The 14976-nt window shown below is 68.2% G+C and carries 9 protein-coding genes and 1 pseudogene; 6 read left to right on the forward strand and 4 right to left on the reverse strand.

Going from position 1 to position 14976, the window contains the following annotated elements:
- Positions 1–33: 33 nt before the first annotated feature.
- Both AB0E67_RS25500 and AB0E67_RS25505 read right to left on the reverse strand, forming a co-directional pair.
- Positions 34–2700: a transglycosylase domain-containing protein gene (locus tag AB0E67_RS25500; RefSeq protein WP_362030845.1), complete on the reverse strand. Its 2667-nt coding sequence runs from the start codon at positions 2698–2700 to the stop codon at positions 34–36.
- Between the two features lie 7 nt (positions 2701–2707).
- Positions 2708–2863 (reverse strand): hypothetical protein, encoded by a 156-nt coding sequence (locus AB0E67_RS25505; protein WP_158072100.1) that lies wholly within the window; start codon positions 2861–2863, stop codon positions 2708–2710.
- A gap of 227 nt (positions 2864–3090) precedes the next feature.
- Here AB0E67_RS25505 and AB0E67_RS25510 point away from each other — a divergent pair, with 227 nt between their 5' ends.
- The 3 genes from AB0E67_RS25510 to AB0E67_RS25520 all read left to right on the forward strand — a co-directional run bounded on the left by AB0E67_RS25510 (position 3091) and on the right by AB0E67_RS25520 (position 6344).
- Positions 3091–3798 carry a helix-turn-helix transcriptional regulator gene (locus AB0E67_RS25510; protein WP_351525716.1) on the forward strand — a complete coding sequence of 236 codons (708 nt, stop codon included), beginning with the start codon at positions 3091–3093 and terminating at the stop codon, positions 3796–3798.
- A gap of 61 nt (positions 3799–3859) precedes the next feature.
- Positions 3860–4942, forward strand: coding sequence for an inositol-3-phosphate synthase (locus AB0E67_RS25515; protein WP_362030847.1), 1083 nt, complete (start codon positions 3860–3862; stop codon positions 4940–4942).
- A gap of 124 nt (positions 4943–5066) precedes the next feature.
- On the forward strand, positions 5067–6344 hold the full coding sequence (locus AB0E67_RS25520; protein WP_362030849.1) for an MFS transporter: 1278 nt from the start codon (positions 5067–5069) through the stop codon (positions 6342–6344).
- 133 nt (positions 6345–6477) lie between these two features.
- Here AB0E67_RS25520 and AB0E67_RS25525 read toward each other — a convergent pair whose 3' ends face one another.
- The gene (locus tag AB0E67_RS25525; RefSeq protein WP_362030851.1) at positions 6478–7920 is read right to left on the reverse strand and encodes a CCA tRNA nucleotidyltransferase; all 1443 of its coding nucleotides are present in this window, start codon (positions 7918–7920) and stop codon (positions 6478–6480) included.
- 183 nt (positions 7921–8103) lie between these two features.
- Between AB0E67_RS25525 and AB0E67_RS25530 the strand changes: the two genes are divergently transcribed.
- The 3 genes from AB0E67_RS25530 (at position 8104) to AB0E67_RS25540 (ending at position 14487) form a co-directional block, all read left to right on the forward strand.
- Positions 8104–10431 carry a DUF6049 family protein gene (locus tag AB0E67_RS25530; RefSeq protein WP_362030853.1) on the forward strand — a complete coding sequence of 776 codons (2328 nt, stop codon included), beginning with the start codon at positions 8104–8106 and terminating at the stop codon, positions 10429–10431.
- Between the two features lie 49 nt (positions 10432–10480).
- Positions 10481–12640 carry a murein biosynthesis integral membrane protein MurJ gene (murJ, locus tag AB0E67_RS25535; RefSeq protein ID WP_362030855.1) on the forward strand — a complete coding sequence of 720 codons (2160 nt, stop codon included), beginning with the start codon at positions 10481–10483 and terminating at the stop codon, positions 12638–12640.
- 125 nt (positions 12641–12765) lie between these two features.
- Complete coding sequence (locus AB0E67_RS25540; RefSeq protein ID WP_362030857.1) at positions 12766–14487, forward strand: protein kinase family protein; 1722 nt, start codon at positions 12766–12768, stop codon at positions 14485–14487.
- A 178-nt stretch (positions 14488–14665) separates the two neighbouring features.
- Here the strand turns inward: AB0E67_RS25540 and AB0E67_RS25545 are convergent.
- Positions 14666–14930 (reverse strand): annotated as a pseudogene (locus AB0E67_RS25545) (transposase); the annotation flags it as partial.
- Positions 14931–14976: the final 46 nt, after the last annotated feature.

The raw sequence follows: 14976 nt of genomic DNA on the forward strand, positions 1-14976 counted from the left end.
CCTCGTGGGACGGTCCGGTGGATCAGGCGGGCGTCATCCGGCCGGACCGCCGAGCCAGCCGCCGGGCCCCCCGTGCCCGTTGCCGTTGTCGTTGCCGTTGTCGCCGCCCGGCGGTTCGGTCATCGGGGGGCTGGTGTGGGGACCGCCGCCGTCTCCGCCGTTCGGGCCACCGTTGTTGGTTCCGCCGTTGTTGTTCTGGCAGGGCCAGTCCCATGCGCTGCAGGTCTCGGTGGGACCGGGCTGCGGCGGGGACGTGGTCGGCGTGGTCTCCTCGGAGGGCTCCTCCTCCTGCGTGGGCTTCGTATCGACCGTGGGCGTCGGGGTCGGGCTCTGCGCACCACCGCCGTAGACCTTCTCGCCGATCGGCGTCGGCTCCGGGAAGGACTTGGCAGGCTTGCCGCGCATCGCCTCCGCCATGTAGTCGTGCCAGATCTGGGCCGGGAACGAGGCACCGTGGATCGACTTCTCGCCGCCCGTGCCGTACATCTCCTCGAACTTGCGGTTCTTGTTGTTCTCGTCGTCGTCCAGCCGGTACATGCTGATGGCCGTCGACAGCTGCGGGGTGTAGCCGACGAACCAGGCCGACTTGTTGCCGTCCGTCGTACCCGTCTTGCCCGCCACGTCACGGCCGGGAAGCTTCGCGGGGGTACCGGTCCCGTGCTCGACGACGTTCTTCAGGACGTCGGTGACGTTGTCGGCGATCGCGTTGTCGAAGGCGCGCTTGGGCGCGTCCTCGTGCCGGTAGATGGTCTCGCCCCGGTACTTCGCCTCGGTCACGGAGAAGGGCTCGCGCTGCTGGCCATTGGCCGCGAAGGTCGCGTACGCGCCGGCCATGCGGATCGCGCTGGGCGAGGACGTGCCGATGGAGAACGACGGCACGTGCCAGTCGGCCATGTTGTTGTCGTCCTTGAGCCCGGCGGCGATGGCGACTTCCTTCACCTTGTCGGTGCCGACGTCCATGCCGAGCTGCACGTACGGGGAGTTGGCGGACCACTGCATCGCCTCGCGGAGGGTGATGTTTCCCCGCGACTCCTCGCCGTCGTTGGCCTGCAGCCACTGCTTGCCGTCCTCGTCGGTCCAGATCTGACCGTTGTACCTCTTGATCTTCAGGTTGTGGTCGGCGTTGTAGATGCTCAGCGGGGAGACCTTTTGGCGATCCGACAGACCTTGGTCCTCGCCGAGCGAGGGGTCGCGCTTGCCGTACTCCATCGCCGCCGCCAGCACGAACGGCTTGAAGGTCGAACCGACCTGCGCACCCGTGGGGTCGGCGTTGTTGGTGAAGTGCTTGGTCGCGTCCTGACCGCCGTAGATCGCCTTGATGGCGCCGGTCCCGGGCTCCACCGACCCGCCGCCGAACTGGACGTGGGTGTCCGTCTTGGGGCGCCGATCTGGTTTGATCTTGCTGTCGTAGACCTTCTTGACGGCGGCTTCGAGCTGCTCGACCTGCTTCCGGTTGAAGGTGGTGTGGATCTCGTAGCCACCCTGGGCGAGCATCTCCGCCGTGACGCCGTCCTTGTTGTTGTTGAGGAAGTAGTTCTTGGCCAGGTCGACCAGGTAACCGACCTGACCGCCCAGCTGGGCGTCCTTCCGCGGAGGGTCGGGCATCGGGAACTCGGTGTACTTGGCGCGTTCCGCCGCCGAGAGCCGTCCGTCCTTCACCTCCTCGTCGAGGATCCACTTCCAGCGCTTCTTGGCCCGCTCGGTGTTGTCCTTCTTGGTCGCCCGCTCGTCGATCTCGGTGGCACCGGCCGGGTCGTAGTAGGTCGCGCCCTTGAGCAGCGTGGCGAGGAACGCGCACTGGCTCGCGTTCAGGTCCGTGGCGTCCTTGCCGTAGTACGTACGGGCCGCCGCCTGGATCCCCGACGCGCCCCGCCCGTAGTAGGAGACATTGAGGTAGCCGGTCATGACGTCCCTCTTGTCCATCTCGTTGGCGACCTTGAGCGTGATGAAGAGTTCCTCGAACTTCCGGCTCAGGGTCTGTTCCTGGGACAGGCGCGAGTTCTTCACGTACTGCTGGGTGATCGTCGAACCACCCTGCACCTGGCCGCCGGTGGCCATGTTGAACAAGGCGCGGGCGATGCCCATGGGGTCGATGCCCCAGTCGTCGTCGAACGACTTGTTCTCGGCCGAGATGACCGCGTTCCGCATGGCCTCGGGGATCTGCTCGTAGCTGATCTCCTGACGGTTGACCTCGCCGCCTGTGGCGACCATCTGGGTGTTGTCGTCCCAGAAGTAGACGTTGTTCTGCGCCTTCGCGGCATCCTTCACGTTGGGCAGGCCGACCATCGCGTAGGCGACGCCGCCGAGACCCAGGACCAGGCCGAAAAAGCCGAGACACAGTCCGGATGCCAGCTTCCACGACGGCACCCAGCGGCCCACCCCGGACTTCCCGGCGCGCGGGTAGTCGATGAACCGCTTCTTCACCGGACGCTGACCGGCCCGGCCGCGCCCCCGGCCCGGCCCCTCGTGCCCGCCGTTCCCACCGGTCCCGCGACGGCGGCCCCCGCTACGCTGGGCGGCTCGTCTGGCCGCGGCACGGCCGCCGTACGGGCTGCCCCCGCCGTGCGCATCGGAAGATGACTCCGACGTCACTCCGCGTGACGGAGCGGCTCGGCGTCCGGAGGACTGCTGGGCGGCTCGTCTGGCCGCTGCACGCCCTCCGCCCTGCGGTTGCGGCGGTTTGCGACGGTGCTCGCTCATGGAACGACTACTCCTCGGGCAGGCGAGAACGCCTGGAAGCGGCAGTTGAGATCCGGTCCCCCGACTTACGGACCAGCCCGGCGACGAGCTCGTCCACCATGCGTCCGGCTGGGCCGTCATGACGGACGCGCGCGGGCGTCTCGCGGTCACCGGTGGTCTGCATGCCGCACAGACTACGCACGGTCAAAACCCTCCTAGGACCGAACTTCACCTCAAACAACGCAAGTCGGTGCCTACGAATTCGCGATGTGACGCCGTTCACCATGCCCACCCTTGTCGCGACGCAGAGGCCGATCTATCGTCGTGATGTATCGAGTCGATACATCAGCTCGGTACATCAACCCGGCACAGGGCTCCGCGGAAGCACCGGAGAAGCAGAAGGAGGCGAAGATGAGCAGGCGCTCGGGCATCCTCGAATTCGCCGTTCTCGGTCTGCTCCGCGAATCCCCTATGCACGGGTACGAGCTACGCAAACGTCTCAACACTTCGTTGGGGATCTTCCGCGCCTTCAGCTACGGCACGCTCTATCCCTGCCTCAAGACGCTGGTCGCCAACGGCTGGTTGATCGAGGAGCCGGGGGGCGCCCCGGCCGATCTCCCGCCCTCGGTCGGGCGTCCGGTCGCCCCCGCCTCCTCGTTGGCCGGGCGCCGGGCCAAGATCGTCTACCGGCTCACGGCGGAAGGTAAGGAGCACTTCGAGGAACTGCTCTCGCACACCGGCCCCGATTCCTGGGAGGACGAGCACTTCGCGGCCCGCTTCGCCTTCTTCGGGCAGACGGAGCGCGAGGTGCGGATGCGAGTGCTGGAAGGACGGCGCAGTCGGCTGGAGGAGCGCCTGGAGAAGATGCGCGCCTCTCTGGCCCGCACGCGCGAGCGCCTCGACGACTACACGCTTGAGCTGCAGCGACACGGCATGGAGTCCGTGGAGCGCGAAGTGCGCTGGCTGAACGAGCTCATCGAGAGCGAGCGGTCGGGACGGGATCAGCGACGATCCTCGCCCGGGGGCGACGCTCAGCAGGACACCGCAGGAGAGCCGGACGGCCTGCCCCGGCACCGGGGTGACACCCGGCCGGATCCGTCCGACGACACCTCACAGTGAGGTCCCCGCAGATCCGCGGGGCCTCATCGGGAACAACCATTACACACAGGGAGCAACCGGAATGGGTTCGGTTCGCGTAGCCATCGTCGGCGTGGGCAACTGCGCCGCCTCGCTGGTCCAGGGCGTCGAGTACTACAAGGACGCCGACCCGGCCGGCAAGGTGCCCGGCCTGATGCACGTCCAGTTCGGCGACTACCACGTGCGGGACGTCGAGTTCGTCGCCGCCTTCGACGTCGACGCGAAGAAGGTCGGACTCGACCTCGCGGACGCCATTGGTGCCAGCGAGAACAACACCATCAAGCTGTGCGATGTGCCGAGCACCGGTGTCACCGTCCAGCGCGGCCACACCCTCGATGGTCTGGGCAAGTACTACCGCCAGACCATCGAGGAGTCGTCCGAGGACGCGGTCGACGTGGTCCAGGTCCTCAAGGACCACGAGGTCGACGTTCTCGTCTGCTACCTGCCGGTCGGCTCCGAGGCCGCGGCGAAGTTCTACGCCCAGTGCGCCATCGACGCCAAGGTCGCGTTCGTCAACGCCCTCCCGGTCTTCATCGCCGGCACCAAGGAGTGGGCGGACAAGTTCACCGAGGCCGGTGTCCCGATCGTCGGCGACGACATCAAGTCCCAGGTCGGCGCCACCATCACGCACCGCGTGATGGCGAAGCTCTTCGAGGACCGGGGCGTCATCCTGGACCGCACGATGCAGCTGAACGTCGGCGGCAACATGGACTTCAAGAACATGCTCGAGCGTGAGCGCCTGGAGTCCAAGAAGATCTCCAAGACCCAGGCGGTCACCTCGCAGATCCGTGACCGCGAGCTGGGCGAGAACAACGTCCACATCGGCCCGTCGGACTACGTGGCCTGGCTGGACGACCGCAAGTGGGCGTACGTGCGCCTTGAGGGCCGGGCCTTCGGCGACGTTCCGCTGAACCTCGAGTACAAGCTCGAGGTCTGGGACTCGCCGAACTCCGCGGGTGTCATCATCGACGCGCTCCGCGCCGCGAAGATCGCCAAGGACCGCGGAATCGGCGGCCCGATCCTCTCGGCGTCCTCCTACTTCATGAAGTCCCCGCCGGTCCAGTACTTCGACGACGAGGCCCGCGAGAACGTCGAGAAGTTCATCAGGGGCGAGGTCTCCAACTGACGCGACCGGACACGGCGCGTCAGCGCGGTCTGCTGAGGAGCGGCAACGTGCCTCTCGTTCCGCACCGTTGAGGGTCCCCGGGCATTCCGCCCGGGGACCCTCAACATATGTGACCCTTGATCGCATGCCAGTCGTAGGTGATCTGCGCGTACTCCTGCGCCTTCGGAACTTCCGTCGTCTACTCGCCGTACGGCTACTCTCCCAGTCGGCCGACGGCGTCTACCAGGTCGCGCTGGCGTCATACGTCGTCTTCTCCCCCGAGAGCCAGGCATCGGCGACCGCCATCGCCTCCGCGATGGCCGTCCTGCTGCTGCCCTACTCGCTCGTCGGCCCCTTTGCCGGCGTCCTGCTGGACCGCTGGCCGCGCCGCCAGGTCTTTCTGTACGGCAACGTGCTGCGCGCCGCGCTCGCCTGCTGCACCGCATTCCTGATCCTCGGCTCGGCACCGGATTGGCTCTTCTACACCTCCGCGCTCTGCGTCACCGCGGTCAACCGGTTCGTACTGGCCGGGCTCTCTGCCGCACTGCCGCGAGTCGTCGACAGCGAGCGGCTGATCCTGGCCAACTCGCTCTCACCGACCGCGGGCACGCTCGCGGCCACGGCGGGCGGTGGCCTCGCCTTCGTCGTGCGACTGGCACTCGCCGACTCCGACGCGGCGGTGGTACTGCTGGGCGCCGCGCTCTATCTCGCCTCGGCCCTGACGTCTCTGAGTCTGGCCACCCGGCTCCTCGGACCGGACCGGGACGAGCACCGGGTCCGACTGCGAACGGCGATGGCCGTCACGGCTCGTGGGCTCGTCGAGGGGCTGCGTCATCTGTCGGAGCGGAGGCATGCCGCCCGGGCACTGGCCGCCATGACCGTGATCCGCTTCTGCTACGGCGCGCTGACCGTGATGGTGCTGATGCTGTGCCGGTACGCCTGGTCCAGCAGCGACTCCGAAGGGCTCGCCCTGCTCGGACTGGCGGTGGCCGTGTCCGGCGCGGGGTTCTTCGCCGCGGCGGTGGTGACGCCCTGGGCGGCGGGACGGCTCGGACGGTTCCGCTGGATGGCGATGTGCGCGGCGGCCGCCGTTCTCGAACCCGCGCTGGGGTTGTGGTTCCTCCCCGTACCGATGCTCGTCGCCGCGTTCGTCCTCGGGCTCGTGACTCAGGGAGCGAAGATCACGACGGACACGGTGGTACAGACCTCGGTGGACGATGCCTTCCGTGGGCGGGTCTTCTCCCTCTACGACGTGCTGTTCAACGTGGCATTCGTCGGAGCCGCCGCGGTCTCCGCCGCGCTGCTGCCACCCGACGGGCGGTCGGCCCCCGTGGTGATCGGAGCGGCGGCACTGTATGCCGTCACCGGCGTGCTGCTGCTCCGGTGGAGACACACCGACAACGCGCCCCGAAGCGGCCGGTAAAGGCAAGGGGTGCCGTTTCACGTGAAACAGCACCCCTCTGTCGGTTGCCGTCGCGTTTCACGTGAAACGCGACGGCGACCGCACTTTCGTCTCCCGCTGCCCGAAACACCCCTACCGGGCAGGAGCCCGGCGTTCAGCCCTGGGCGGCCCACCACTCCTTGAGCTTGCCGACCGCGGCGTCGTGTCCCAGCGGGCCGTGCTCCAGCCGCAGCTCCAGCAGGAAGGCGTAGGCCCTGCCGACCATCGGCCCGGGGCCGATGCCCAGGGTGGTCATGATCTCGTTGCCGTCCAGATCGGGCCGGATGGCGTCCAGCTCCTCCTGCTGCTGCAACTCCGCGATGCGCTCCTCGAGGCCGTCGTAGGTCCGGGACAGGGCAGCGGCCTTGCGCTTGTTCCGCGTGGTGCAGTCCGAACGGGTCAGCTTGTGCAGCCGCTCCAGCAGCGGCCCCGCATCGCGTACGTACCGGCGCACCGCGGAGTCGGTCCACTCGCCGTCGCCGTAGCCATGGAAGCGCAGATGGAGCTCCACGAGCTTCGAGACGTCCTTGACCATCTCGTTGGAGTACTTGAGCGCGGTCATCCGCTTCCGGGTCATCTTGGCACCCACCACCTCGTGGTGATGGAACGAGACGCGCCCGTCCTTCTCGAAGCGCCTCGTCCTCGGCTTGCCGATGTCGTGCAGGAGGGCGGCAAGCCGCAGGACCAGGTCGGGGCCGTCCTGTTCCAGGTCTATCGCCTGCTCCAGGACGGTCAGCGAGTGCTCGTAGACGTCCTTGTGGCGGTGATGCTCGTCACTTTCCAGGCGCAGGGCGGGCAGCTCCGGCAGGACGTGCCGGGCCAGACCCGTGTCGACGAGCAGGGCCAGGCCCTTGCGGGGGTTGGCGGACAGCAGCAGCTTGTTGAGCTCGTCCCTGACGCGTTCGGCGGAGACGATGTCGATGCGTCCGGCCATCTCCGTCATCGCCGTGACCACGTCGGGTGCCACGTCGAAATCCAGCTGCGCGGAGAAACGGGCAGCACGCAGCATCCGCAGCGGGTCGTCGGAGAAGGACTCCTCGGGCGTACCGGGTGTGCGCAGTACCCGCTGAGCCAGGTCCTCCAGCCCACCATGGGGGTCGATGAATTCCTTCTGCGGAAGCGCGACGGCCATCGCGTTGACCGTGAAGTCGCGACGGACGAGGTCGTCCTCGATGGAGTCGCCGTAGGACACCTCGGGCTTGCGCGAGGTCCTGTCGTACGCCTCCGACCGGTAGGTGGTGACCTCGATCTGGTAGCCGTCCTTCTGGGCGCCGACCGTGCCGAAGGCGATGCCGACCTCCCACACCGAGTCGGCCCACGGCCGCACGATCTTCAGTACGGCGTCGGGGCGGGCGTCGGTCGTGAAGTCGAGGTCGTTCCCGAGCCTGCCGAGAAGGGCGTCCCGGACCGAACCGCCGACCAGAGCGAGACTGAATCCGGCATCCTGAAAGCGGCGGGCGAGGTCGTCGGCGACCGGTGACACCCGCAGCAGTTCACTGACTGCGCGATGCTGCACCTGGGTCAGGGCGCTGGAGCTGTCTTCGTTGGCGTTCGACACAACAGAAAAGGGTACGTGCCCGGACCGGCCTGGTCGTCCGGGTTCCGGCCCGCCCTGCGAGACTCTTCCGATCTTGTAGCGCACTCCGCAGCACTCGGCGCCCGCGCACCTCGTTACCATGCGTGGACGCAGCAACCGAGAACCATCGACACCATCTGACTACGACGAGGGACGGGTAGGCGCGTGGCCCAGGCGGCAGACAATCAGGGGATCGGTCCCTCTCCTGCCCGCCGGTGGCTGCGGCGCACAGCCGCGTCCATCGCCGGGGCCCCTCTGCTCGTGGCTCTGCTGGCCGGACCGGCCGCGTCCGCCGCGCCCGCAGCACCTGCCGATGTGCCGGCCAAGGCTCCCTCCGGGTCCGAGACCGTGAAGGTGTCCTTGAACACCGTGGCTCCCAGCGCCCCGGCGAAGGGGGACACGCTGACCGTCGCCGGCACGGTGACGAACAGGGGCAAGGCCACGATCACCGACGCGAGGGTCGATCTGCGGGTGGGCCAGAGGATCGCCGGCCGGACATCGATCGACGACGCCGCGAAGCGCTCCGGATACGTGCCGGGCAACGATCCCGCCCCGCTCGGCGGCAAGTACACGGTGAAGCTCCCGAAGCTCCCCTCCGGGATCAGCCAGGATTTCGAGCTGTCGGTTCCGGTCAGCAAACTGGGTCTCGGCGACGACGGCGTGTATCCGATCGGTGTCTCGTTGTCGGGGCAGACCTCCCGAGCCCAGTACGACCAGGTGCTGGGGATCCAGCGCACCTTCCTGCCGTGGCAGGAGGAGGAACGCGATTCCCGGACGAAGATCACCTACCTCTGGCCGCTCATCGCGTCCGCGCACGTCACCGCCGAGACCGGCACCGACGACGAACAGACCCCGGTCTTCGCCGACGACACGCTGGCCGACGAGCTCGCCCCCGGCGGGCGCCTCGAACAGATGGTCTCGCTGGGCAGTCGGCTGCCGGTGACCTGGGTCATCGATCCGGATCTGCTGGCCAGTGTCGACGCGATGGCGCGGGGCTACCGGGTCAAGTCCGGCGACACCACCGTCGCCGGGAAGAACGAGGCCGTCGCCAAGCAATGGCTCGCCGCCCTGGAGGCCGCGGTGTCCGACGGCGAGGTCGTCGCGCTTCCGTTCGCCGACCCCGACCTGGCGGCCATCGCCCACCGCGGCAAGAACGTGTCCGGCACCCTCAGCCATCTGCAGACCGCCACGGACGTGGCGGCGTCGAGCGTGCAGACCATCCTCCACGTGAAACCGTCGACGGATTTCGCCTGGCCCGTCGACGGAGCGATCGATCCCGCGATCGTCGATGTCGCCACCTCGGCCGGCGCCCACAACGTGATCGCCCGCAGCGACAGCCTCAAGGAGACGGGCGGGCTGTTGTACACCCCGACCGCGGCCCGCCCGATCGGCGGCGGCACCACCGCGGTGGTCGCCGACGCCCGGCTCTCCACCGCGTTCGAGGGCGACATGTCCAAGGCTGGCAGCTCCACCCTCGCCGTGCAGAAGTTCCTCGCCCAGACCCTCGCCCTGACCGACCAGGACACGGACGAGGAGCGCAGCATCGTCATCGCGCCGCAGCGGATGCCGACTGTCGCCCAGGCCCAGTCGATGGCCACTGCCCTGCACGCCCTCGACGACGACCGCTGGACCCGGCCCCTCGGGCTCGTGGACGCGGCCGAGGAGAGGCCCGACGCGGACGCCACGAGCACCGTCCCCAGCTCCTCCCGCTACCCGAAGAAGCTCCGCAACCAGGAACTGCCCACCCAGGCGTTCCAGGACATCAAGTCCACCCAGGTCTCGCTCAACAAGTTCCAGGTCATCCTCACCCAGCCCGAGCGGGTGGTCACACCCTTCGGCAACGCGGTGAACCGGTCCGTGTCGACGTCGTGGCGCGGCAGGCCCCTGGAGGCCCAGCAGTACCGGGACTCCGTTCGTTCCTATCTCCAGGGCCTCGTCGGCGAGGTTCAGCTCATCCCGAAGTCGGACGTCACCCTGTCCGGCCGTAGCGCCACGATCCCCGTGACCGTGCAGAACCGGCTGGTTCAGGGCGTGGAGAACCTGGTTCTCCGCCTGAAGTCGGACAACGCGACCCGGCTCGGGCTGAACGACGACGGAGCCGTGGCGGAGCAGCCGATCCGGATCTCCGGCGGCCACAGCCAGTCGGTGAAGTTCGACGCCGCGGCCAACGTCAACGGCCAGGTGCAGATGACGGCCCAGCTCTACACCGAGGACGGCACCCCGTACGGCGAGGAGATGGCCTTCACCGTGAAGGTCTCGGAGCTCACCCCGACCGTGCTGCTCGTGATCGCCGGCGGATTGCTGCTGCTCGTCCTCGCCGGCATCAGGATGTACACCCAGCGCAAGCGGGCCAACGCCGCCGACGCGGACGGGAACGGCGACGTACCGGACGGGAACGGCGACAGCGGACCGGAGCACCCGGGTGACCCTGCGCCGGACACCGGTCCGGACAGTCGGGAGGCATCGGGCTCGGGTGAGAAAGTGGAACGTTGAGCGATGTCTGTCGTGGCCGGTCGGCCGGGGACGATGAGGTGGGGTTTCGATGAACGCGCCGTACGACGGTGACCGCGGTCGGGGTACGGGCGGAGCCGGGTCCTCCGGCGGCCCCCCGGTGCCGCCCGGCCCGGGCGGGGTTCCGCCGGTGCCCGACCCGTACCTGCAGGCCGTATACGACCACGACCCCTACCGGGCCCAGGATCTGTCCGCCCAGGACCCGGTGGACGAGGCGCTGTACGACCGTGCCGCGCACCCCCCGCCGCCGCCCGGCGTCCATCCGCAGCCCCAGCCGCTCTACCAGCAGCCTCCTCCGGCACCGTATGCTCCCGATCCGCGCGTCTGGGCCCAAACGCCTCCGCCCGAGCCCGACGGCCCGTCGCGCCACCTGCCGTACGGCGACGCCTCCGCGGCGACCCAGTTCGTCGGGGTGGACGATCTCGTCGGCCAGGCGCCCCAGGACCGGGAGCAGCCGGACGCCTTCGCGCATCTGTACCGCGACCAGGCGGGGCCGGCGGGCGCTTCCCCCGTCGCGGCCGAACCCGAACCGGCCCCGGCGCCCGCACCGCGCAAGTCCGGCGGCCGGGCCTCCGGGCTGCTGAAGTCGAGTGCCTTGATGGCCGCCGGGACGCTCGTGTCCCGGCTCACCGGTTTCGTCCGCACGCTCGTGATGACCGCCGCACTGGGCGCGGCCCTGCTCGGCGACAGCTACACCATCGCCTACACCCTGCCGACAATGATCTACATCCTCACCGTGGGCGGCGGCCTGAACTCGGTCTTCGTTCCGCAGCTCGTCCGCTCCATGAAGGATGACGAGGACGGCGGCGAGGCCTACGCCAACCGCCTGCTGACCCTGGTGATGGTCGCGCTCGGGGTGATCGTCGCGCTCGTGGTCCTCGCCGCTCCGTGGCTGATCCACATGATGTCGCCGACGATCGCCCGGGACGCGGCGGCCAACAGCGTCGCCGTGACGTTCGCCCGGTACTGCCTGCCCACGATCTTCTTCATGGGCATCCACGTCGTGATGGGCCAGATCCTCAACGCCCGCGGCCGTTTCGGCGCGATGATGTGGACCCCGGTCCTCAACAACATCGTCATGATCTTCACGTTCGGCATGTTCATCTGGGTCTACGGCACCTCCGCCGAATCCCAGATGGGCGTCCAGACGATCCCGCCGGAGGGCGTCCGGCTCCTGGGCATCGGCACGCTGCTCGGCCTGGTCGTCCAGGCCCTGGCCATGGTCCCGTATCTGCGCGAAGCCGGTTTCCGCTTCCGCCCGCGCTTCGACTGGCGGGGACACGGCCTCGGCAAGACGGTCAGGCTGGCCAAGTGGACCGTCCTGTTCGTCCTGGCCAACCAGGCGGGCGTGATCGTCGTGACTCAGCTCGCGACCTCGGCGGGCAAGCTGTCCGGCAAGGATGGCACCGGCTTCCTCGCGTACTCCAACGCCCAGCTGATCTGGGGCATGCCGCAGGCGATCATCACCGTGTCGGTCATGGCCGCCCTGCTGCCCCGCATCTCCCGCGCCGCCCACGACGACGACCCGGGCGCCGTCCGTGACGACATCTCCCACGGGCTGCGGAACTCGGCGGTCGCCATCGTGCCGGTCGCGTTCCTGTTCCTCGCGCTCGGTCTGCCGATGTGCACCCTGCTGTACTCCTCCGCCGGCACCGAGGCCGCCCGTTCCATGGGCTTCATCCTCATGGCGTTCGGCCTCGGCCTGATCCCGTACTCCGTGCAGTACGTGGTGCTGCGCGGCTTCTACGCCTACGAGGACACCCGCACGCCCTTCTACAACACGGTGATCGTCGCCGCGGTAAACGCCGCGGCCTCGGCCCTGTGCTACGTGATCCTTCCCGCCCAGTGGGCCGTGGTCGGCATGGCTGCCTCGTACGGGCTCGCCTACGCCGTCGGTGTGGGCGTCGCCTGGCGGCGGCTGCGCAACCGGCTGGGAGGCGATCTGGACGGCGCGCACGTCGTGCGCACCTACGCCCGTCTGTGCCTGGCTGCCGTGCCGGCGTCGGTGCTCGGCGGCGGGATCGGCTTCGCCGTTCTCATGGGCCTCGGCGAGGGCGCCCTCGGTTCGCTCGTCGCGCTGGTCCTGGGTGGGGCCGTGCTCCTGGGCGTCTTCGTCGCCGCGGGCAAGCGGATGCGGATCGAGGAGATCAACGGCCTGGTCGGCATGGTTCGTGGGCGGCTCGGGCGCTGAGAACCCTGGTGCACAACCATCGCGGCCTCTGGCGTGTCGTGCATAGCGCCGGAGTGTGGGCACAATTGGCGTGACTGTGCAGAGCTGGCTGGCATCGCGCAACGGATGGGGAGGCAGGAACGACGGTGGCGGAACGTAGCACGGCTGCCGTCGACGTGGCCGACAACAGCGGTGAGGAACTGCTGGCCGCCAAGGCGGACGAGGCCACGGCCGACGGGACGGCAGAAGCGCAGGACTCGACGGACGCGAAGTCGCAGGACACGGACGGCAGGAACAGCCGTTCCGAGTCCTCCCTGCCAACCCCCGATCTGCACAGCGGGCACAAACTCGCCAGACGCTACCGGCTTGAGGAGTGCGTCACCCGTCTGGACGGATTCAGCAGCTGGCGCGCTGTCGACGAGAAGCTGCGCCGCGCGGTGGGGGTCCATGTCCTTCCAGCCGACCATCCCCGCGCGCGCTCCGTGCTGGCGGCGGCCCGGTCCGCCGCGCTGCTCGGCGACCCGCGTTTCGTGCAGGTGCTCGACGCCGTGGAGGAGGACGACCTCGTCTACGTCGTCCACGAATGGCTTCCGGACGCCACCGAGCTGACCTCCCTGCTGGCGGCCGGACCGATGGAGGCGCACGACGCGTACCAGCTCGTCAGCCAGGTCTCCCAGGCCATGGCTGCGGCCCACCGTGAGGGTCTCGCTCATCTGAGGCTGACGCCGGGGGCGGTGCTGCGAAGCTCGACCGGCCAGTACCGGATCCGTGGCCTTGCGGTGAACGCGGCCCTGCGGGGCATCACCTCCGACGGGCCTCAGCGGGCGGACACGGAGGCGATCGGAGCCCTGCTCTACGCCGCGCTGACCCAGCGCTGGCCGTACGAGACCGATGCCTACGGCCTGTCCGGGCTGCCCAAGGGTGTGGGCCTGATCGCCCCCGACCAGGTGCGGGCCGGGGTGCACCGTGGTCTCTCCGAGCTCGCCATGCGTGCCCTGGTCAATGACGGGGCCACGGCCTCCCGGCAGGAACAGCCGTGCACCACCCCGGACGAGCTGGCCAAGGCCGTGTCCGCGATGCCCCGCATCCGGCCGCCGGAGCCCGTCTTCACCGCACCCCCTGAGTACCAGCGCACCACCTACCAGCAGGGCACCTACCGACGGCCGCCGACGGGCCCCGGTGTCGTCACAACCGCGCCCGTCCCCGTCCCACCGGCACCGCTGCAGAGCCGCACCGGAAAGGCCCTGAAGTGGGCGGTCTCCGCCCTGCTCATCGCCGCACTGGGACTGGGCAGCTGGCAGCTCGCCGACGCACTGCTGCACCGTAACGGGGACTCAGGTAGACAGGAACAGACACCGACCACTAACGAGGACGACAAGCCGAAGGCGGCCATGCCGGTCGAAATCAAAGGTGCGCAGGAGTACGCGCCGGACGGAACCCCGCAGGCACCCGGTGATGTCGGCAAGACGTACGACGGAAAAAGCTCCACCTACTGGCGCTCCAAGACATTTGTGGACGGCCCGGTACTCGCACCCTACAAAAAGGGCTTCGGCATCATCTACGACCTCGGCTCGGATCAGAATATTTCCAGCGCTTCCATAACGATGCTCTACGCCGGCGACCACACAGCGGTTTCACTGTACGCGGAGGACAGCATGTCACCGAGCAAAGCCGTGGAATCTCTGAAGCCCTTCGCGACCCAGAGAACGAGTGATAGGTGGGCGCATCTGAAAGCCGAGAAACCGACTAAAACGCGTTATGTATTGGTCTGGATCACGGCCGCACCGAAGGCACCAGGAGACGCTTATACTGACTCTGGTTACAAGCAGGCCATTACTGACCTCAGCTTTTCTTCCGTACGGCAGTAGCAGCAACCGAATAGCCCTCACGAAATAAGTAAACGCCTCCCCATTCCCCCTTTCGGAAATCCTTCTTTCATAAAAATCCTAAACCGGCTCACAAACCATCAAGAGCTACCAGAACGCAGCCACACCAACCTGACCAAGCACTACTACTGAGGTTGAACTCGTGATGTCGTGCTGCTGTTCAGGTGGGTCTGATGGTCAGGCCGGTTTCGGAGACAGCCGCCGTCTATGAGGTGGCTGCGGTACTGGATGTGCCGTAGTCCGCGTCGGATGCGCTGGATGAGGTGTCCGGGGGTGGTGAAGGCAGCGTTGGAGAGCCAGCCGCGCCGCAGGAAGGACCAGATTCCTTCGACGGGGTTGAGGTCGGGTGCGCAGGGCGGCAGGTAGTAGATGGTGAGCCAGTCCCGGGCTGCGGCCCATTACCTCAGGTCGGCGGCTTTGTGGACGGTGAAGTCGATCCGGGGCGCGGTTCCGGTCTTGTCGACCGGCCCG

This window comes from Streptomyces sp. NPDC032161, from assembly GCF_040636995.1.
In the GTDB taxonomy this organism is placed as follows: Bacteria; Actinomycetota; Actinomycetes; order Streptomycetales; family Streptomycetaceae; genus Streptomyces.